The sequence below is a fragment of the Leptolyngbya sp. DQ-M1 genome, from assembly GCF_039962505.1.
Taxonomy (GTDB): Bacteria; Cyanobacteriota; Cyanobacteriia; order Leptolyngbyales; family Leptolyngbyaceae; genus Leptolyngbya.
In genome coordinates, this window is the sequence record NZ_JAMPLJ010000001.1 from 369,704 (window position 1) to 388,698 (window position 18,995).

Below are 18,995 nucleotides of genomic sequence, written 5' to 3' on the forward strand. Positions count from 1 at the left end.
CTATTTCAGTGCGGTATTCGCAAATCCGAGCGTGAGCAAGAAGCCGAGAATATGCCCAAAGCTCATGCAAGCTAAGAATCCGCCAACGCTGATGCTGTTGAACAGGGATTTAGAAAAAGGTAGCGGCATTCTTGCGCCTGTGTGCGGATATTTAATGGTGCGCGATCCGATGAGTAACACTAACAGGCAAGCTCCAACAATAAAGGGGGTTCCTTGCCAGTTCCAGAGGTTGCCAGAGGGCGGTTGTTGAAAGGCAGCAGCAACGAGATTCAACATAAAGCGTAACTCCATAATGGTACTGGGACTATCATTTGACGATCGCTGCACTCTTCGCGTCTTTCTCAGTGGGGGATTTCGGCTCTATCCAAAGATAGGGGTGCAGTGATAGGGGTGCAGTTTTTGATGCGATGATTCAAGAAGCAGAATCTTTAATTCGCCATGCAAGCTTGGGAACTATCGCGCACGACGTTGAGTTGGGGACAGAAAACCTACATTATGGGTGTTTTGAATGTGACACCCGATAGCTTTAGCGACGGCGGACAGTTTAATTCGCTCCAGAGCGCGATCGCTCAAGCTGAACAAATGGTCAAAGACGGTGCAGACATTCTCGATATTGGTGGACAATCTACTCGTCCAAACGCTGATGAAGTTTCATTGCAAGAAGAACTTGATCGCGTACTGCCCATTATCGAGGCAATTCGGCAGCGATTTGAGATTCCAATTTCAGTCGATACCACGCGATCGCGGGTGGCAAAAGCCGCGATCGCAGTGGGAGCAGATATGATCAACGATATTTCCGGTGCAGTCTTCGATGCAGAAATGCTTACAGTCGTTGGCAAATTAGGAGTTCCGATCATTTTGATGCACATGCGAGGAACACCGAAAACCATGCAGTCGTTAACCGAGTATGACAATCTCATTCAAGAGATTTGTGATTTCTTACAGGAACGCATCCAAAGCGCGATCGCACAGGGAATTACCCAGATCATGATTGATCCAGGAATTGGATTTGCGAAAAAATATGATCAAAATTTGGAAATTCTGCGGCGATTACAAGACTTTAAATCTTTGAATTGTCCGATTTTAGTCGGAGCCTCGCGCAAAAGCTTTATCGGACAGATTCTCGATCAGCCTGATCCGAAACAGCGAGCTTGGGGAACGGCTGCCGCCTGTGTCAGCGCGATCGCCAATGGAGCCGATGTTGTTCGCGTTCACGATGTTGCAGAAATGCGCGATGCTTGTCGCGTTGCTGATGCGATTTGGCGAAATTCCTAAGCCTCACCGTCGAGATTGCCACGATTGCGAGGTTCTTCAACTTGTCCCATTAGCTCCGTCACCGCTTCACTCAATGCGCGTGGATCCATAAACACAATTTTAGAGTTATCGCTCTTACCGATTTCCATACTTGCTGAGACATAATCCTTTGCTACCAGATAGCGGAGTACATCTTCTGCATTCATTTGTCCCTGGAGCGCCTGAGCGAGCTGCTGAATCGATTCGACCGTTCCTTGAGTACGAGTCAGTTCGGCTGCCTTTTCTGCCTTTGCTGCCCGCTCTTTCTCTAACGACTCCCGCAGTGCTTGCGAAATCTGAAACTCTTGCACCTCAACGCGAATTACCTTCACGCCCCAGTTTGCAGTGGACTGATCTAACTCGCGCAATAGTGCTTTATTAATCGCGGCTGAAGAAGAAAAGAGTTGTTCTAGTGTCAGCAGCCCAATCTCGTTCCGCAAAGTTGAGATCACAATCTGCTTCAGCGACTCTTGCAGATCTTCGACCGCATAATAAGCCTTCTGCAAATCGAGAATCTGCCACGATACGATCGCGTCGACTTCAATCGGCACATTGTCTTTGGTAAATGCCCGCTGGGGATCGATGTCTAAAAGTTGCTCCCGCACCGTTTCCACTAATACCGTATCTAGAAACGGAATGACCACATTCGGCCCTGGATTGAGGGTACGTTCATATCTTCCAAGTCGCTGCACGATCGCTTGATCACCTTGCTCAATGACGCGGATTGAGCCAATCACACCGCCTAACAGAATCAGACAGAATGCACCAATAATTTCAAGCATAGATCGCGCTCCCGCCAAACCAGAGTTTTAATGATTTCAAAAATAGAGATTGCAAATTTAGTCTAATCGCTCTCCTTGAAAATGTTGCAGATTCAAGCGCGAAATTCAAGATCGATCAACGTTTCTCCTGATATTGTTTTGCCGTTCTTGGCGAGTTCGTGCTATCCGCGAACTGATTTTCCAATTCCTTTGAGAATTCCCCGTCCAATCAGTCCGATCCCCCGTCCGATCACTTCAGTCAACAGATAGACAATTCCACTGCCAAGAAATGCGATCGTACTTCTTAATCGTGGAGAAATTGCATCGCGAGTTTCTAGCGCCAGCGTGACTGCTAATTGTACTCCGGAAAGCGTTTCGAGTTCTTCAGTTCTGGGGGAATAGATGGTAATGCGATCGATGCCATATTCACTCAAGACAAAGAGGCGATAACGGCTTTCAAACATCGCTTTTGGCTCATTAAAAAATCGCTCGACCCGAAATCGCCAGGATAAATCATTGCGGAATCGCTCAATTTCGCGCGTTGATAATCGACGACGATCGTAGAAGTTTTGCTTGATTGATTCTAGGTTAGAAAATTGATTCAGCAGGGGTTGAATTACGGCATTTGCAAGCTGAATCATTAGGTTTTCCAGCAAATCGATCGCGCGATCGCGGGCTTCAAGGGTGCCCACTTCGTAGAGCGTTTGATCAACAATCAGCGGTGATTCAAACAGCAAATGTTCAAAAATTGCCTGTGTCAGTGGGATTTGATCTAGAATCTGCGATCGCACCATGTCTCTTTGGGCAAGCAGCACGGTTACGATTTCAAGATCGCGCCTTTTCACCCGCACCATCGAATAGCGTCCGAAAAATTGGATGACGATCGCTTGCCATAAATCACATAAAACCTCAGATTGCTTCGCTGCAAGTTGATCTGATTGAATCTGAGAAAATCTTAATTCATCCAGTAACTCTTCTAACTGTCGCAGAATCGTAAAGAACAATTCCCGTTTTTTTTCTAATCTCAAGATGTCAATTTCTAAAGGAATATTCGTTAGATTATCGAGATTAGATTGAAGTTTTACAGCGATGCGATCGAGCAGCTCTCCTTGCCATGCTTTCGGTTGCGGCACTTCTGGAATAATTTCTGAGATTTGAGGATCTGGAGTCACAGCTTCAAGAGGAACGATCGCGCCTCTTTTGGGTTGGATCTGTTCAGGCGGTAAGGCTTTTTGCACCAACCATCGCGCTGCTCTCAGTTCTCGTCGTCGTCCGGTCAGAAAAATCCGATCCAGGGTTGAAAGAGTCACCGATCGTAGTTGTGCGTCAATGTCATTCAATGCCGCCTCGATTTGAGCGAGTCCCGACGATCGCCAATTTTGCCGAATCACCCTAGCAACACTAATTGATTGCGATCGCGTCCCCTGGAGCGTCAACTGCTGCAACACCTCCGAGCGCCAATAGTTCTGCCGCGCTGTAATCTGCCGAATTGCCGTGACAAACTCAGCGATCGAACTCCCTTTAGGACAGTAGCCTTCGATCCCCGCCTGAAATGCCACGGCTAATTCTGGCTCAGACAGGGGCTCGATCAGCAAAATTGGCACGGTTGGATACTGCGCTTTTATCTGCTGGGCAAATTCGCTGTCAATTCCGAGCAAAATGCCATCTAAGCGATCGCGCCCCAATTCCGCCAAATTGCGAGTCGCGATCGCGATCGATTCTGCTTCCGCAACGACGCGAAACTCTGGAAACCGGCTCAAACAATTGAGCAAGCCCGATCGAAACACCGGATCTCGCTCCACAATCATCAATCGCGCCACCCCAGCTAAACTATTCATCCATTCGTTAGCAAGTTTGTTTTGATTAAACAGTTTAGCGACCCGTTGCACAAGCTACGGAGATTGCTTAGGGCGTTGGCTCCGGAGAAGCAGGCGGCGTTGGCTCTGACTCGGTAGAATCCGGAGCAGGAGACGGCTCAACCGGAGCGCTATAACTCGGAGCCATATCTCGCTGCCGCCATATCTCTGCCCGCTCTGCTGCCCATTGCCCGATCGCACTCCTTGCTTCCCCATATAAAGGTCGTCCGGGCGTAATTCCCGATGCCGCATCGATCGCCCGCGTCAGGTAGCCCTGATTTGCCAAACTCGTTGCCTGAGCCAGCAGCGATCGATCTTCCGCAAGCTGAATCTGATATACCCACTCTCCGATCAAGCCTTGCGCCTCGTTGTATAGCGCTCGTCCCGGTCGAATACCTCCTGCCACCGTGATTGCCTGTCCGAGTTGTCCAGTTTGTGCGATCGCTTTGGCGTTGTTAATAATCGGACGATCTTCGATAATTTCGATCTGATTTGTCCAATCCGCGATATAGGTTTGCGCCTCGATTCGCAGCGAACGCTTAGGTTTGACCAGCGTGGCCATGGCGACCGCCGATCGCAAATTGCCAATCTTGCCCGATTTCGCGACCTGTTGAGCGCGAGCGAGTACGGGTCGGTCTTGCATCGACTGTAGCTCTTTCCGCCACTGTGCGATCAAGGTTTGCGCGTGCAGTCGTCCCGGACGCTTTGCCTGGATTGATGCCGCTTGAGCGATCGCGGCTTCTAACAGTGGGATCTGCTGAAGATTCGCGATCGTGCTTGCTACATTCAACTGCATCAAATCCTGGGTCTGCTGCTCCAAGCGCGGGATCAACACTTTTGCTCGTGAAGCAAATGGACTTTGGGGATCAATTTGCTTCACGAGATGAGTCGCCATCATCAGGGGGGCGATCCGCTCTAGCCCAGGAGTGTTGTATTGATTGCTCGTCTCAATTTCTCGCGCCCGCACTAACCGCACCAAATCCTGGTTGGCGCTCGTTAGCTTGATGCTTTCGGGAATCGAGTTAATCAACCGACTCGCTTCAGGAATGTTCTGCTGATCGAATTGCGCGATCGCCAGTTGAAAGATCGTATTACGCCAGCGCACGACCTCTTGATTTGCCTGCAACGTCCAGACAAAAGTTTTACGATCGATCGGATTTGTCAGCGCGATCGCTTGTCCTAGCTGACTCGGTGAATTCGATTTAGCAAAATTCCGCGCATCGGTAAGCGCTTTCCAGGCTTTACGCTCATTGTTTGACTGTTCGCGAATCTCCCCTAAACGGTCTTGCCAACCGGGATCGTTCACTAGCGCCAGTTGCGCCATTTCTTCTGAGGCTTTGTTCCAATCTTGCTTCTTCAGCGCATCGACAATCTTGACGTAGATTACTTCTCCGCGCCGATATTCCTCTGTCCAGCGCTCGATCGCCGCCTGAGCCTCTTTGTAAATCGGACTCGTCTTCGGAATTTGATTGGCTAAGGACACTGCCCCCTTAATATCTCGCTGTCCAACTCGATCCCGCGCCAGAATCAGCAGTGCATTCGACCAGTCTTGCAGCAGCGATCGCGATTGGGCATACAGGGGATGCTCGGTTGTCCAATCCTTGACCAGATTAATCGATGCCAGAATTTGCTCGGCTTTACCGGATTGCGCTGCTTGCTGAGCGCAAGACAATTGCTCTGACTCAAGCGATTGTGCCGTCACTTGCTTACAGTCCACCGCAGGGGGAACCTTCGACAGCCACCAGAACGCGATCGCTCCAGTCCCCCCAAAAACACCTAAAATTCCCAGCCAAATCAACTGCCATTTCCAAGCACTCGCGATCGCTGCCGTTCGCCGCGCGATCGCCCGTGTGGCTGAAGACGCAGTTCTCGTCGCCCGCTGACCAATCTTGGCGACCTTACGCTGATTGGGGGGCGATTTGCGGCGTTTTGGCTGCGTGGGCGGATGGCTCTCAAGGAGGGCGGTAGAATTCTCAGGCGGACGATCGGTCGAAGTAGGCGGATGCGATTTTGTAGACTTCGGCTTCTGGAATGCTTGAAGCCCTTGAAGCCATTGAGGAGTGGTTTTTCTAGCCATTGTCGCTGCGAACCTTTATCAGGCGGCGGGTCAGAGTCTCGGATATTCTACAGGCGATTTTGCCAATGGAACCCTTGATGCGGATTGCTTTTACAAGTTCCGCACGAAAAACTAGCGTTTCCGGGAGTTACGACAAAAACGCTACTTACAATTCTTTACAATTTGCAAGCAGCGTAATGGCTAAATTGACAAAATGAAATTCACAGACTCGCTAATGAATTTCTGGCTTTCAGTTCTGAAGAAAGGACGATCGCTGTAAAAAATAACTCTAACTCGTTGATTTCTACTGCGCTCGATAGCCATAAAAATCAATGTGATATTCTGTGATCCGCACACCCGTCTTTGCTTCTACCTGTCGAATGATTTCTTCAGGAAGCTCGATGTGAACATCCAAAATCTGCTGCGTGTCCAGACAATTCACATGGCTATGAGCATCGCTAACATTGCCATACAGTCGCCCATCCGATCGCTCAATACACTCGATGATCCCCTGCTCGGACAGCGCTTCTAGATTCTGATAGACCGAGGTATGCCCAATCTCTTTGCCCTGGCGATTCAGGCGATCGTAGATCTCTCGCGCCGATAAATGTTCCTGATCTTGCCAAAGCAATTCGAGAATAAATCGACGCTGGCGGCTGAGACGCATCCCAAGGCGTTGACAGCGTTCGATCGCATCGTCGAGGCAGCGAATCGGTTTAAGGTCTGATGTCAGTTCGGTGTTCATCGTTAAGTGGCAATGCTAAGGAATTTGTTGTTAACGAACCATCTCGATCGTGAAACTGTTAGAAAGTACAACTGTAAATGAAAGTTTTATTCGTTTTCTGAAGGCTTCGATACCCTATCAAATGATAGAGGTTAGCTCATCTGATCTATCTCTAGTTCTATCACAAGCTAAAGTAAACTCGCTACAACTTTGCTTTGGAGAGTTCGAGTTGTTAAACTAAATGTTCTAATTTTGTTCGAGGACACCGTGACGCATTCTTCCGCAAAGCCATCGAAAAAATCAGCAGGCATTCCCTCGGCAAGCTGGGAGATCGACCTACTTCCGGGTCTTGCTGCCGATGATGCAGCTCGACTGAACGATCGTCACATTCACACAACGCTAGACTTGTTTAGACTGGGTAAAACGCAAGATCAGAGAAACCTTTTAGCAACTGAACTGCAAGTGCCAATTCGCCAACTGAATAAATGGGTTGCCCTTGCCGACCTCGCCCGTATCCCTAATGTGGGCTGTGAGTACGCTGGACTGCTCCTTCACGCAGGCATTGCCTCGCCCCCACAACTGGCGCAAACTTCGATCGGTCAACTCCACCGCCAACTGCTGCGGCTTTACGTTTCCACGATGCAACGGCGCGATCTCTGTCCTACGACAGATTACATCGGCTTGTGGATTCATCAAGCACGAAGCCTACGGTAATTCAAGAATTTCATCTACGCGATCGTATCCCTGCTTCACAGTCTGGGGAACTCTGAAAATGCAGATGCCCGGATTGCACTTTAATCCGGGTACCAAAACATTCCTTTGATTCCCTCTGGATCTTGCATGAATCCCAAATTTCGATAGAAATTGACCACATGCGGATCAGCGAACAAAGTGATATTACTGATATCCTCGCTCCGAAGCTTCTTAATCATGAACTTCATCAACGCTTTCCCTAGCCCCTTGCCCTGGAAATCCGGATGCACTACGACATCCCAGATCGTTGCGTTAAACGCATGGTCAGAAGTCGCCCGCGCGAATCCGACCAGTCGCCGCGACGCACCCCGCTGCTCCCACATTGTTGCCACTAGAAAGCTATGCTGAATCGCTTTCTTCACCTTTCTCAAGGGGCGACGCGACCAGCCCACCGCATCGCACAGCTCCTCTAGCTCGTAAAGATCAATCTCTCGCTCTGTTGAGAAAAAGACCCGCGAGTTGGCGCGATCGCCTGTCGTTGTTCCCTCTGTTGATCCGGGGACAACATAACTCTCCGTCGAGGCTGGTTTCTCGATCGAAGCATCCGTGCTACTAAATAAGCTTTTCCAAAAACCCATGCCAAGGTCATCACAGTGAAGCAGTAATAGCTAGTATATCTCTCGGATTTGAGTTGCATTCTCCTGATTTTGGGGAAATGTTAGCAATTGTCAGTCTCCATATCGATATTTTTTAGTTTTGACTTATTTATCTGCGTGTCGTTGAGCAGCGGTCTCCTCCACTATGGCTTTGGGTCTAAAATCCTCTACGTTAGAACTGTTAAAGCGCTTTAATCGGGCGTTCCCGCAGTTTTATGAGCAGTTCGTCAGCAGCGAAATTCAACTGCAAAATCTCAGATTGGCTTATCAACTGTATAAGTCAAAACAAGCCGTGATCGAGCTAAAAACCGAGGGAACAAAAAGTGCGCTGCATTTTGCCTACCGCAACCAGTCCTTTTTGCTCAGCGATATTTTCGGGGTTTTGGCAGCTTATGGCTTGACAATTCACAGTCTCAGCCTGTATGGACAAATCTACCCACCAATGCTGGTGTTTATTAAGCTGATTGTGTCGCGCAGCGGCAAAGCCCTGACCGACAAGACGGCTGAAAATGTCTGTCGGGCGATTCGAGAAGCCTTGGCGGGACGGTTTGAAGTCGAAGAAATGCTGGCTGTTGAGTTTAACCTGGATGCAGGACTAGAACAGGTTGAGACTGAGTTCTATGTCGATCCAGTCTTCCACCTGCCCGCGCTGCTAATTGAAGCAGATAATCAGCCTGGATTGTTCTACAAAGTGATGTACGCAATCTGGCAGGAAGATTTGCTGGTCGTGAATGCGAATTTGCTCGTTTGGCGTGGACGAACGCGGCTAATTTTGTATTTATTAGGCCCGAATGAAAGTTTAATTCCTGAGTATCTCGGTCAAAAGATTGCTGAAGGTGTGAAGCAGCGATTACTGGGGCGGCGGTTTTAGTTTGATTCTCCAAGATTCGCGATCGCTCACGCAACGATCGACCCGCAGCCTTTGGGAACTTTTCTTGGAGGCATTCGTCTACTCGCTACTCCAGCTTGGACATTTTTAGTCAGCGGTCTAAAAATAATCCTCCTAATCGCTTCGCCCCCTAAGATTAATGAGAATTCTAGCGATTTCTCTAAAAAACTTCTGCCAATTTAAACCCGACAGGCTAAAATTTTGGGTTTTGACGGTCACAAGGAGACTAAAATTTTTCGTTGAAATTCAGCAAGTTTGTAGATTGGCAAAAGTTGATCGAACTGATAAGAGGTCAAACTAAGCAGAGATTAGATTGCGTTATCAATTTGGGCGACTGTCGATCGTAAATCTGCCAAGATTGCGAATAATCTAAATATTTCTTCAAATATCGCCAAATTCTTGAATTCCGTATGATACAGCGATTGTAAATTTACTTCCTAACCCACAAATTAGAATTTCAAGTTTAGAATCGAGAGGTACAATTTGCAGAAGCTAAGCAACTTAATGAAATGGCTGTTTTAAGAAAAGCGCATAGGCTGCTGGGTGCTATTTACACAGTGCAGTCAAGATGAAGACTGAATATTGCCCTATGTTCTTAAGCACCGATTTCTTAAAATTGTTTAACTCAAAGCGATGCCGATTCGCTCAGTCTGCGATCGAATTGTGAAGCTCATTCAGGCTGACAGCTTAAATATCAATTCAAATGTTAGTTGTCATTTGAGTTGTGGAGTTGTTCAGTGTGTTTGTGCCAAGTTGCAATTCGAGCCAGTTTAATATTTCACGCTGAAGGATTAACCCTTTAGAGGGACGGCAACCTCCGATATGTGATTGTTAATCTAGGAAGCAAAGCTGAGTTTTCGATCTTCGTGTCGCTTTCTCAAGCAAGTGATTTGTCGCATACCTGGAATCAGACAGATGAAATTTGAGGATATTTACCAATTTTTCAAAGATCCGCCACCTTTCTATCTCAATAAAGAACTGGCGGTCTGTTACGTTCTCGCCGTCCTCTTACGGGGAGATTCTTACGGAACTGAATTAATTCAACTGCTTGAAACAGAATATCCGCTGTATCGACTATCGGACACAGTTCTCTACAGTGCCTTAAAGTTTCTTGAAGATGAAGAAATGGTCACGGGCTACTGGAAAAAAGTCGAAGGTCGGGGTCGTCCCCGCCGCATGTATCAGATTAAATCTGAAGCCATGCCGCAGGCACAGGATCTTGCTCGACTCTGGCGCGAATATGCCGTTAAACGCGAAACCGCGCACGAGAATTCAGGAATTCCCCAGGTTAGTGGGGCTGAGAAATAAGCAGCGGAGTTCTATCGATGTCCCGTTGTTGTCTAAACTGATGGTGTAATTGGGATTGCTCTTTAGTTGCGCCATGACTCAGCCTGTAATTGCCTCAACGCTTCTTCTCACCGTTCTATTAATGATTGGGCTGTTTTTCTTCATTCGCGCCTCAGTCAAAGATCGAACTCAGGAGGTGCGCTTGCTGTCTGACCAATCCGAAGATTCTCTGCTGTCTCAGTTGCGCTCCTACTTCGGGCAGCGCTCTTATCGAGTGGCGGCGATCGACGCAGCGAATAATCAGGTTACATTTGAAGGCGTAGTTCGCCCTAGCGTGTTCCTAGCAGTCTTTCTGTCCTTGCTTGCCTCGATCGGTGTACTGTGCTTTGTGCTCATCCTCTCGATGGCGCTGCCCGACTGGTCAAATTTTTGGTTTGGATTATTGCTCCTGTCGCCCTTGGCAGGAGTCTTTTACTGGAAAGGGGCAGGGCGAGTTGAGCAGGTATCGCTTAGAGTAGAGCCGAGTCTAGATGCCGCATCGCAGAGCGTGATTACTGTAAAGGCACACCGGGATGAGTTAGCGGAGTTGCAGCGATTTTTAGAACTGAAATCAGAATAGCTCTGCTTCGGATCTAGCACCGTCAGACCGATCAAATGTAAAAGCTCCCTTCGTTGCGTTGAAGGGAGCTTTTGTCAGATGAATGCTTTATATTAACTTGCTCAACTGAACCTGTAACAAAATTTAGCTACAGTTGCACTTCGCATTCAGAGCAAGCAAAGACCGATAAGCCGAGCCATTTAAAGGTTCTGCCAATGGCAAAAACGTCTATCGGCTCCGGGACGGAACAACGACAGCATCCACTTCATCTTCAGAGGTTCGCAAGCTGGGGAATAAGAAATGATTTTCTTCCACATATTGTGCGCCAAATAATCCCTTCTCTGCCCAGAAGTATCGATCTGTGGTATGCTCGTTTCTCTTGACCAGCAACAGCGCGGGCGGCACGATGCCTTCAGAGTGAATGAATTTGCGAGCAGCAGTAACGGGTTTATCTTCGCCACACTCAATGCTAAATTGAGGAACGCTTTCTAAAATCCGTCTTCCTTCCTGCCGCCGCCGACTCTTGCGTTTACGTCTCCTTGCCAAACCCTTTACCTCCTTAGGTTCCAAACTGCCGAAACTTGTAATGATCGTTACAAAACCCGTCGCAACTATATCAGCTCCTGCCCTAGACTTCAACTTCTCTTAACGCATCTATACAAAGTCTTAATTTTCTTTTTCCGAATTCCTGCTAGGTCATCAAAAGGAGTGGAGTTACACTCACAAAAGTTAAGACAAACGGATGCAAAAGGTTGGGGATCAGAGCTATCTACTAAATTAATAAGAAAAATTACTTATCGTCAATCCTTATTTTTCTAAAATCTGCCGAAGAAGAGATGCTAATGCCCACAAGTAGCGAATTCATTGAGTTGTGTCGATCGCAAATTGCGTTATTGACTCAGGCACTGGGGGCATCGCTCAGCGTAATCTATCTGACGGAAGAATTAGTTGAGAGTTCTCAAGCGCGTTTGATGCCGATTGCAGCTTACCCAGAAGCGGCTGGGACGCTGGAGCGATCAAATCGGCTGGCGCTTCCGGCAGCCGTTGAGTCGTATCCAGAGGTGACGACATCGAGCGGACTAACTCAGCCAAAGCAATTAGTTTTGCCGCTGATTCATGAAGAATTAGTGTTCGGGTTGCTCGTGACCGAGCGTGAGGATCGTCCTTGGACAACCTGGGAGCGATCGCAGGTAGAGCGCATTGCTAATACATTATCGCTGGCTTGTGTAATGGATCAGCGGGCGCAGTGGCTCGATCAGGCTCAGCGCCAACATCGATCAAGGCAATCTCAGCAGCATGATGTGTTGGATAATTTGCTGCACCAGTTAAAGAGTCCACTGACGGCACTCCGCACGTTTGGAAAGCTGTTGGTCAAGCGGATGCAGGCGACCGATGCAAATCGTGAGATTGCAGGCAGTATTCTGCGGGAAAGCGATCGTTTACAGGAGCTTTTACAGCAGTTTGACGAGGCGATCGACCTCGATTCCGTGGATGTGTTGGCGGAGGATGCCTCGCTGGTGAGTCGTCCGATTCCTTTGCTGCCCGCAGGGGTGCTGACCACTTCTAGTCTGGAGTTGATGCCCTGCTTGGTGAATGAGATTTTGCTGCAACTGCTTGAAACGGCAGGCGCGATCGCGCAAGAAAAAGGGCTGGCGCTTAGAACCGAAGTTCCAAACCCCCTCCCCCTTGTTTCTGCCAATCCTGGGGCGCTGCGTGAGGTATTAAGTAATCTAATCGATAACGCTTTGAAATATACACCGTTAGGCGGAGAGGTGCATATCCGGGCAAATCATAGGGACGATTATGTGAATGTTTGGGTTAGCGATACGGGATATGGAATTCCGCCGCAGGATTTAGAGCGGTTATTTGAGCGGCATTATCGGGGAGTGCAGGCGGATGGTGATATTCCAGGGACAGGGTTGGGGCTGGCGATCGCTCGCCGATTGATTGAACAAATGCACGGGTCGATTCAGGTGTTTAGCCCATTAAAAAGCGAGGGCTGGATCGCTCAAGACGACCACCCCCCGCAGCGAGGAACAAGTTTTGTTGTGAAGTTGCTGAAGAACGAAGTTGAGGAACCCCCCGCAGGTAAGGGTTAGGAGCGCGGTAAGGTCAAGGCGCTGGTGAGGCGGAGATTTAGATCCGAGTTAGGACGGATGGAAATTAAATCAACGCGATCGCCCCCAAAGATCAGCCCTGCCAAAGCACCGACTCCAGTTCCAATCAAGACTTCTTCGGCGCGAATATTACGATCGCCGGTGACGGCAGAAATTCCCGCAGCAGCAGCGCTACCCAACACCGCATCCTTAAGAATTGTGCCTGTACTTGCACCACGACGCACCGTTTCTGTCGTTGTAATCGGATCAGAAGTTGCCGCGATCGCGACTCGCTGACCATTCGCCAGAATGAGTTCCGAGGCGGTGAACTGGGCTGCACCTTGAGAAACCGTGAGCTGACCAGCAATTTGGCTACCCGATGGAATCAAAACTGTTCCGTCAGAGGTCACAATGTTTTGAGCCACGGTGAGCGTAACCGGGGTGGGTTGCGGTTCGTTTTTCGCAAGCAGGATCTTGTCGGCGCGATCGTAGCGAACCGGGATTGCAGTTCCAGCAGGAATATTGATCGCTTGAGGCTGCGTTGGCGCTTGACCGACAATGTAAGGCGATTGAATTGCGGCGACCTGTCCAGAACTGACTAATGCCTGATAAACGAAGGCAGCAACATCCGCACGGGTTGCGACTTGGTTCGGGTTGAGGAAGCGGACATCCGGGTAGTTGACGACAATGCGGCGTTCGGTGGCGGCGGCGATGCTGTTGCGAGCATAGCCAGGAATGTTGGACGCATCGGTGTAAACCTGAAGCACAGAGTCAGCAGGTTGAGTGCTGGCGTATCTCAGACCGTTTGACAGAGACACCAAAGCTTGAGCACGAGGGATATTGTCATTCGGTCGAAATGTTCCGCCTGGAAATCCTGCAAGAAATCCTGTTGCATAGGCGTTCCGAATCGCTTGAAGTCCCCAATAATTGCTGGGAACATCAGAGAAATTGATCGGTGTATTTACTCGTGGCGCATTCGGAAATGCTTTGAGCAAAATTGCAGCGAATTGAGCGCGAGTCACCGGATCATTCGGGCGAAATGTGCCATCAGGAAATCCAGCAATAATGTTACGAGAAGCCAATTCTTGAATAAATGGAGAAGCCCAGTTATCCGAAGCAACATCAGAGAAGGCTGCTTGAGCCGAAGCAGGTGCTACCATAATCATTGGAGCTGCTGCACCTGCGATCGTACCGAGTGCCAAAGTCAAAGCTAAGCCAGATTTTACAGTGCTATACATAGGTAGCCGTTCCCAAGCGTGAGAGAGTTTTTTCTTGTTAGTTACGTAGATGTTTGAATGAGCTAAAAAGTTCCTGCATCCGGCTAAAGAACTATCTTTAACTTTGTTTGAAGTGCAGCATTTTGGCTCAGTTCTCTACGCTTTATATTCAACAATGACCGTTAGGTTTCCGCAGAAGTTTCTGAACTTAGGACAGTTTTCAAAGTGGTTGAAGAAGCTAGAAGTTTGAGGGATTCAACGCCTGATTTTTTAGGTACGATCGAGAGCAATTTTTGAGGAATCAATGGTGTCTGAACTGCCGCGCTATGCGTCCAAATCTGTCCGAGAAGCAGGCAAACAGTTTTATGTCGATGCGAATGGCGATCGCATTCCCAGTGTGACCACGATTCTGAATGCGACAAAGCCGCGTGAAGACCGAGAGCGCTTATTTAACTGGCAGCAGCGAGTTGGAGTCGAGCAGGCAGCAGAAATTACCAAAACCGCGAGTCGGCGCGGCACCGGAACGCATCGCTACATTCAGAAATTCCTGCAAGGGCAGGAAGTCGATTGTCCAGAGACGATTCGCCCGTATTGGGAGAGTGTTGAACCTGTGTTAAGAGCGATCGAGCAAGTGCGATTGATTGAAGGGGTGGTGATTCACGATCAATTGGGATATGCCGGAGTGGTCGATTGCGTTGCCAGTTATGAGGGCGTGCCCTGCATTTGTGAATGGAAAACAAGCGATCGACCCAAGAAAACGGTCGATCGCTTGTATGATTATCCACTTCAGTTAGTAGCGTATTGTGGAGCCGTGAACCAGCTATATCGCGAGTATAACCTCAACCTCTGTCATGCCTTGCTGGTCGTTGCGATTCCGGAAACGCCTGCGGAGATCTTTTGGTTTGAGCCAAGTGCGATCGATGAGTATTGGCAGCAATGGGAATCACGAGTGCAACAATACTGGCGACGACTAGGATATTTTCGGTATTAGATTTAATTACACAAGTGCGTCCTAAGTGGGATATCTCCGCAGCCTAAATGCGCTGCAATGCTTAAACGAAGTGACCGATCAGGCTCAGGGATTGCGATCGCTGAGTCGGACGAACTCGCTGAAAAATACCAGGCATTAGAAGTCAACCCAGCGGAGCATTAATTCATGTACAAAGCAAAAGCTTACTCGGCTGCGAGTGCAACCTCACCGCTCACAGCCGATACGATCGAGCGGCGCGATCTGACCGAAAATGATGTCCAAATCGAAATCCTCTTTTGCGGCATCTGCCATTCTGACCTACATACAGTCCGGGATGAGTGGAGTAGCTTCATGTCTACGGTTTATCCAGTCGTTCCCGGACATGAAATCGTTGGGCGAGTGACTGAAGTCGGCTCAGCAGTGACCAAATTTAAGCCCGATGACATTGTGGGAGTGGGCTGCATGGTTGACTCAGATGGAACCTGCCCCCAGTGCAAAGCAGGATTCGAGCAGTTCTGTCCCAATGTCACGCTCACCTATAACTCTCCAGACAAGCATCTTGGCAGGGTCACTTATGGCGGCTATTCCGAAAGTGTTGTGGTCGATCAGCGCTTTGTGCTGCGCGTTCCCCCAAATCTCGATCTTGCAGGAGTCGCGCCACTCCTCTGTGCAGGTATCACGACTTACTCGCCCCTGCGCTACCACGGCGTGACCAAAGGTAAGAAGGTTGGTGTGGTCGGTCTTGGCGGATTGGGACACATGGGCGTGAAATTTGCTCATGCGCTCGGTGCTCACGTGGTGGTGTTCACGACTTCACCGGACAAGAAGGAAGATGCACTTCGTCTGGGTGCAGATGAAGTGGTCGTTTCTCGCAATGCCGACGAGATGCAGAAACACGCGGGTAGCTTTGACTTCATTCTCGATACGGTCGCTGCCGTTCACGATATTAACGCCTATCTTAATTTGCTCAGTCGCGATGGCAATATTACCTTGGTTGGCGCACCGCCGAAGCCGCTAGAGGTTGCGGCATTCAGTCTGATTATGGGACGGCGCAATCTCTCTGGCTCGAATATCGGTGGGATTGCCGAAACTCAGGAAATGCTCGATTTCTGCGGGGAACACAATATTACCGCCGATGTGGAAGTGATTCCGATTCAGAAGGTGAATGAAGCTTACGATCGACTCCTCAAGTCCGATGTGAAGTACCGCTTCTCGATCGATATGTCATCGATGAAATCTGAATCACCCAGATAGAGGCTCGAATCAGTCCCAATGACAACCGCATCGAATTCTCGTTTCAGGCGATGCGGCTGTCATTGGCTCTTGGTAGTGCTGTTCTAGCTCAACATTTCCGACAGATAATCGGCGGTGGCTTCGACGAGCGCGATCGTATCTTCGTATAGCATCCGAGTCGGACCTAAAACGCCAATACTTCCGACGGGAACCGTTCCGCGATTGTAGGTCGATGAGATTAATGAGCAAGCCCGAATCGGCTCTAGTGGATTTTCTGAACCAATCCGAATCGAAACGCGCCGACCGTCTGAATCGGGCTGATCAAAAATGAGTGGTACAAGCTGATCTTGTTCTTCTTCAAGCAGTTGCAGAATCATTTGCACTTGATTCAGTTCTGAAAATTCTGGGTGTCTTAGCACTTCCGAAACGCCGCTAATCATCAACTGCGACGGTAAAGCCGATTGTGCTAGGCGGTGTAATAGATCCGCAAGCACAGAAGTCAAGAGCGAACTATAGCGATCGAACTCTCGCCCCAGTTCGCCCCAGTCTAACCGCTGGATTTCTGAGAGCGATCGACCGCGCAACTGTTCGGATAAGAAGTTTGAAAGAATTTTCAACTCTCGATCGACGCTTTCGGCATCAAGATCCGAGGGCGGTATCTCCATTAAGACCGATTGGGTTTCGTAAGTATCCGTTACCAGAATCAGCATGACGTGAGCCGAATCAACCTGGATTAGTTGAAGATGCCGGATTTGCGTTGTGTTCGTCATTGGCAGGGTGACGATCGCAATATAGCCGCTTAGAGTTGAAAGAATTTGTGCGGCTCCTTTGAGGACGGCTTCAAAGCTCCATTTGTCCCAGTTGAGGCGATCGCTCAGGATTTGCTCTAGTTGAACAGCGATTCCTGGCGAGGGTTGAATCAACTGATCGACATAGATCCGATAGCCCGAATCTGAGGGCACTCGACCTGCTGAAGTGTGCGGCTGAAACAGAAGTCCGACTTTTTCCAGGTGTCCCATTGCATTGCGAATCGTGGCAGAACTGACGCTGAGATTGTACTCTCTGACCAATGCGCCTGATCCCACAGGTTCTGCCGTGGCAATGTAATGCCTCACGGTTGCCCAGAGAACTCGTTGTTGACGGTTATTAAGCGGAGGATTTAAGGACATTTTCAAGAACGATCGCGTTTTATCGGATTGAGACTAAGATAGCATTTCCCTTATTTTTACTTTAGATTTGGGTCACGCATCGTAGCAAAACCAACGGAATCGTCCTAATACCGGGGAATTGAGCGATCGACCGCCGCGGAATAGGCATCGATTCCACCGGAAATGTTTTTTACATTGGTAAATCCTTGCTGAGTTAGCCAGTGGCACATCTGCGCCGATCGTACTCCATGATGACAAAGCACTAAGGTTTCCGTTTCTGGATCGAGCTTGCTGTGAATTTGCTCTGACCATTCGGAGAATTGGCTGAGCGGCAAGTTTTGAAACGGCTGGAGCGAGGCGGTTTCTACTTCCCAGGGTTCGCGCACATCGACGAATTGAATATTGGGATTATCGAGGCATTGGGCGAGGTCTTGAACAGTGATTTGAGAAAAGGGCATAGGACGGAAATTGGCTTGGGTATATGTCCCGTATTTTCTCAAAAGATGCAGGGAAAAGGTGAGTAGAACTATGGATGTCGCAAGTTGGGCGATCGACAAAATAGTTTTATTCCCCTAGCTAGGTGTTAAACGATGAATTCTATTGTGAGGAGTACGATCGTCGCTCAAATCGGAGCGACGATCGCGATCGCAGCCTCGAGTGTTGATGTTGCCCCGGCTCATGCGTTAGCGATTAATGGAGCGTCATCTGGAATTTCAAATCCGGCTCAAACGATCGACTTCAACGATCTTACTGTTGGTGATAGAACTGTCATTACCAACCGATACCCAGGAGTGACATTTTCCAACCTTTTCGCTTCGACCTATAGCAACGGTAGTAATATCACTGGTCGAAACTTGACAAATTTCTCAAGCGGTCTTGGTTCTGGTGCACGAAATCCTTTTTCTATTCGATTCAGTACCCCTCGGAGCGGTGCAGCGTTCGCAATGGTAACTGTGACAGGAACAGCAACCTTTACTGCTTTACTGAATGGCGTAGCGGTAGAAACGTTCAATGCTAATACTGGCTTCTTTGGGTCTAACAACTTCTATGGATTTACAGGAAGCAGCGGATTTGACGAAATCCAAGTTTCCATCGCTAGCAGCGATAATGGAGGGGTCATTGACACTCTCCAAATCGGGGCTGCCGCAACGCCTGTACCTTTTGGATTTACGCCACTTCCAGGGTTAGCCGTTTCTGGTCTGCTGAGTGGAATTCACCGTCTGCGTAAGCAATTTGCTAAGGAGCGTGCTGAAGCTTAAACCAGTGAAGAAGCGATCGTGCTAAGAAAGCGAGTTGAAGGCTCAGTATTTTTAGCGCGATCGTTCTCAAGAAAAGCGCAACGTTGATCGGTAAACACGGGTTTGATGAGCAAAAATAGCTCAACGATGTACTAAAACAGTTCATCGGATCACTGAAACAGTGCTCGCGATCGCTATTTCAGTTCACGCGATCGCTAAAATAGCTCAACGATGCACTAAAACAGCGCTCCGGATCACTAAAACAGTTCACGCGATCGCT

At 48.9% G+C, this 18,995-nt stretch carries 19 protein-coding genes; 9 read left to right on the forward strand and 10 right to left on the reverse strand.

Features of this window, described 5'->3' with window-relative positions; translation table 11 throughout:
- Nucleotides 1-276, reverse strand: a complete 276-nt coding sequence (locus NC981_RS01760) for a photosystem I reaction center subunit X (RefSeq protein ID WP_190378119.1) — start codon at nt 274-276, stop codon at nt 1-3.
- A gap of 162 nt (nt 277-438) precedes the next feature.
- Here NC981_RS01760 and folP point away from each other — a divergent pair, with 162 nt between their 5' ends.
- Nucleotides 439-1,275 carry a dihydropteroate synthase gene (gene folP, locus NC981_RS01765; RefSeq protein WP_348241288.1) on the forward strand — a complete coding sequence of 279 codons (837 nt, stop codon included), beginning with the start codon at nt 439-441 and terminating at the stop codon, nt 1,273-1,275.
- Here folP and NC981_RS01770 read toward each other — a convergent pair.
- The 4 genes from NC981_RS01770 to NC981_RS01785 form a co-directional block, all read right to left on the reverse strand.
- Nucleotides 1,272-2,075 carry a paraslipin gene (locus NC981_RS01770; RefSeq protein ID WP_190378117.1) on the reverse strand — a complete coding sequence of 268 codons (804 nt, stop codon included), beginning with the start codon at nt 2,073-2,075 and terminating at the stop codon, nt 1,272-1,274. The genes folP and NC981_RS01770 overlap by 4 nt on opposite strands.
- A gap of 161 nt (nt 2,076-2,236) precedes the next feature.
- Nucleotides 2,237-3,943 carry a DUF3685 domain-containing protein gene (locus NC981_RS01775; RefSeq protein WP_348241289.1) on the reverse strand — a complete coding sequence of 569 codons (1,707 nt, stop codon included), beginning with the start codon at nt 3,941-3,943 and terminating at the stop codon, nt 2,237-2,239.
- Nucleotides 3,944-3,959: 16 nt separating this feature from the next.
- A complete protein-coding gene (locus NC981_RS01780; protein ID WP_348241290.1) occupies nt 3,960-5,987 on the reverse strand; it encodes a hypothetical protein in 2,028 nt (675 codons plus the stop codon).
- Nucleotides 5,988-6,270: 283 nt separating this feature from the next.
- Nucleotides 6,271-6,711, reverse strand: a complete 441-nt coding sequence (locus NC981_RS01785; protein ID WP_190378114.1) for a Fur family transcriptional regulator — start codon at nt 6,709-6,711, stop codon at nt 6,271-6,273.
- A 246-nt stretch (nt 6,712-6,957) separates the two neighbouring features.
- Here NC981_RS01785 and NC981_RS01790 point away from each other — a divergent pair, with 246 nt between their 5' ends.
- A complete protein-coding gene (locus NC981_RS01790) occupies nt 6,958-7,404 on the forward strand; it encodes a DUF4332 domain-containing protein (RefSeq protein WP_348241291.1) in 447 nt (148 codons plus the stop codon).
- 80 nt (nt 7,405-7,484) lie between these two features.
- Here the strand turns inward: NC981_RS01790 and NC981_RS01795 are convergent, their stop codons facing one another.
- Entirely contained in the window at nt 7,485-8,021 is a 537-nt protein-coding gene (locus NC981_RS01795; RefSeq protein WP_190378112.1) for a GNAT family N-acetyltransferase, read from the reverse strand.
- Nucleotides 8,022-8,184: 163 nt separating this feature from the next.
- Here NC981_RS01795 and NC981_RS01800 point away from each other — a divergent pair, with 163 nt between their 5' ends.
- The 3 genes from NC981_RS01800 to NC981_RS01810 all read left to right on the forward strand — a co-directional run bounded on the left by NC981_RS01800 (nt 8,185) and on the right by NC981_RS01810 (nt 10,834).
- Complete coding sequence (locus NC981_RS01800) at nt 8,185-8,910, forward strand: hypothetical protein (protein ID WP_190378111.1); 726 nt, start codon at nt 8,185-8,187, stop codon at nt 8,908-8,910.
- A 933-nt stretch (nt 8,911-9,843) separates the two neighbouring features.
- On the forward strand, nt 9,844-10,236 hold the full coding sequence (locus tag NC981_RS01805) for a PadR family transcriptional regulator (protein WP_348241292.1): 393 nt from the start codon (nt 9,844-9,846) through the stop codon (nt 10,234-10,236).
- Between the two features lie 73 nt (nt 10,237-10,309).
- Complete coding sequence (locus tag NC981_RS01810) at nt 10,310-10,834, forward strand: cofactor assembly of complex C subunit B (RefSeq protein WP_348241293.1); 525 nt, start codon at nt 10,310-10,312, stop codon at nt 10,832-10,834.
- 207 nt (nt 10,835-11,041) lie between these two features.
- Here the strand turns inward: NC981_RS01810 and NC981_RS01815 are convergent, their stop codons facing one another.
- Nucleotides 11,042-11,359, reverse strand: coding sequence for a DUF3155 domain-containing protein (locus NC981_RS01815; RefSeq protein ID WP_190378108.1), 318 nt, complete (start codon nt 11,357-11,359; stop codon nt 11,042-11,044).
- 296 nt (nt 11,360-11,655) lie between these two features.
- On the opposite strand from NC981_RS01815, the gene NC981_RS01820 reads away from it, so the two are divergent.
- Nucleotides 11,656-12,912, forward strand: coding sequence for a GAF domain-containing sensor histidine kinase (locus NC981_RS01820; protein ID WP_348241294.1), 1,257 nt, complete (start codon nt 11,656-11,658; stop codon nt 12,910-12,912).
- Here the strand turns inward: NC981_RS01820 and NC981_RS01825 are convergent.
- Complete coding sequence (locus NC981_RS01825; protein ID WP_190378106.1) at nt 12,909-14,147, reverse strand: S-layer homology domain-containing protein; 1,239 nt, start codon at nt 14,145-14,147, stop codon at nt 12,909-12,911. The genes NC981_RS01820 and NC981_RS01825 overlap by 4 nt on opposite strands.
- Nucleotides 14,148-14,430: 283 nt before the next feature.
- Between NC981_RS01825 and NC981_RS01830 the strand changes: the two genes are divergently transcribed.
- The gene (locus NC981_RS01830) at nt 14,431-15,117 is read left to right on the forward strand and encodes a PD-(D/E)XK nuclease family protein (protein WP_348241295.1); all 687 of its coding nucleotides are present in this window, start codon (nt 14,431-14,433) and stop codon (nt 15,115-15,117) included.
- 165 nt (nt 15,118-15,282) lie between these two features.
- Entirely contained in the window at nt 15,283-16,350 is a 1,068-nt protein-coding gene (locus NC981_RS01835; RefSeq protein ID WP_348241296.1) for an NAD(P)-dependent alcohol dehydrogenase, read from the forward strand.
- Nucleotides 16,351-16,433: 83 nt separating this feature from the next.
- On the opposite strand, the gene hrcA is transcribed toward NC981_RS01835, so the two are convergent.
- Nucleotides 16,434-17,498, reverse strand: coding sequence for a heat-inducible transcriptional repressor HrcA (gene hrcA, locus NC981_RS01840; protein WP_348241297.1), 1,065 nt, complete (start codon nt 17,496-17,498; stop codon nt 16,434-16,436).
- Nucleotides 17,499-17,602: 104 nt separating this feature from the next.
- Nucleotides 17,603-17,935, reverse strand: coding sequence for a rhodanese-like domain-containing protein (locus NC981_RS01845; protein WP_190378103.1), 333 nt, complete (start codon nt 17,933-17,935; stop codon nt 17,603-17,605).
- A 132-nt stretch (nt 17,936-18,067) separates the two neighbouring features.
- Between NC981_RS01845 and NC981_RS01850 the strand changes: the two genes are divergently transcribed.
- Nucleotides 18,068-18,736: a hypothetical protein gene (locus NC981_RS01850; RefSeq protein WP_348241298.1), complete on the forward strand. Its 669-nt coding sequence runs from the start codon at nt 18,068-18,070 to the stop codon at nt 18,734-18,736.
- The last annotated feature ends 259 nt before the right edge of the window (nt 18,737-18,995 follow it).

What these genes read in the sequence shown, in the direction of transcription:
- NC981_RS01780 (WP_348241290.1), bottom strand. Translation starts at nt 5,987, where the DNA reads ATGGCTAGAAAAACCACTCCTCAATGGCTTCAAGGGCTTCAAGCATTC.
- NC981_RS01810 (WP_348241293.1), top strand. Translation starts at nt 10,310, where the DNA reads ATGACTCAGCCTGTAATTGCCTCAACGCTTCTTCTCACCGTTCTATTA.
- NC981_RS01770 (WP_190378117.1), bottom strand. Translation starts at nt 2,075, where the DNA reads ATGCTTGAAATTATTGGTGCATTCTGTCTGATTCTGTTAGGCGGTGTG.
- folP (WP_348241288.1), top strand. Translation starts at nt 439, where the DNA reads ATGCAAGCTTGGGAACTATCGCGCACGACGTTGAGTTGGGGACAGAAA.
- NC981_RS01835 (WP_348241296.1), top strand. Translation starts at nt 15,283, where the DNA reads ATGTACAAAGCAAAAGCTTACTCGGCTGCGAGTGCAACCTCACCGCTC.
- NC981_RS01845 (WP_190378103.1), bottom strand. Translation starts at nt 17,935, where the DNA reads ATGCCCTTTTCTCAAATCACTGTTCAAGACCTCGCCCAATGCCTCGAT.
- NC981_RS01795 (WP_190378112.1), bottom strand. Translation starts at nt 8,021, where the DNA reads ATGGGTTTTTGGAAAAGCTTATTTAGTAGCACGGATGCTTCGATCGAG.
- NC981_RS01850 (WP_348241298.1), top strand. Translation starts at nt 18,068, where the DNA reads ATGAATTCTATTGTGAGGAGTACGATCGTCGCTCAAATCGGAGCGACG.
- NC981_RS01830 (WP_348241295.1), top strand. Translation starts at nt 14,431, where the DNA reads ATGGTGTCTGAACTGCCGCGCTATGCGTCCAAATCTGTCCGAGAAGCA.
- NC981_RS01825 (WP_190378106.1), bottom strand. Translation starts at nt 14,147, where the DNA reads ATGTATAGCACTGTAAAATCTGGCTTAGCTTTGACTTTGGCACTCGGT.
- hrcA (WP_348241297.1), bottom strand. Translation starts at nt 17,498, where the DNA reads ATGTCCTTAAATCCTCCGCTTAATAACCGTCAACAACGAGTTCTCTGG.
- NC981_RS01800 (WP_190378111.1), top strand. Translation starts at nt 8,185, where the DNA reads ATGGCTTTGGGTCTAAAATCCTCTACGTTAGAACTGTTAAAGCGCTTT.
- NC981_RS01820 (WP_348241294.1), top strand. Translation starts at nt 11,656, where the DNA reads ATGCCCACAAGTAGCGAATTCATTGAGTTGTGTCGATCGCAAATTGCG.
- NC981_RS01785 (WP_190378114.1), bottom strand. Translation starts at nt 6,711, where the DNA reads ATGAACACCGAACTGACATCAGACCTTAAACCGATTCGCTGCCTCGAC.
- NC981_RS01805 (WP_348241292.1), top strand. Translation starts at nt 9,844, where the DNA reads ATGAAATTTGAGGATATTTACCAATTTTTCAAAGATCCGCCACCTTTC.
- NC981_RS01760 (WP_190378119.1), bottom strand. Translation starts at nt 276, where the DNA reads ATGTTGAATCTCGTTGCTGCTGCCTTTCAACAACCGCCCTCTGGCAAC.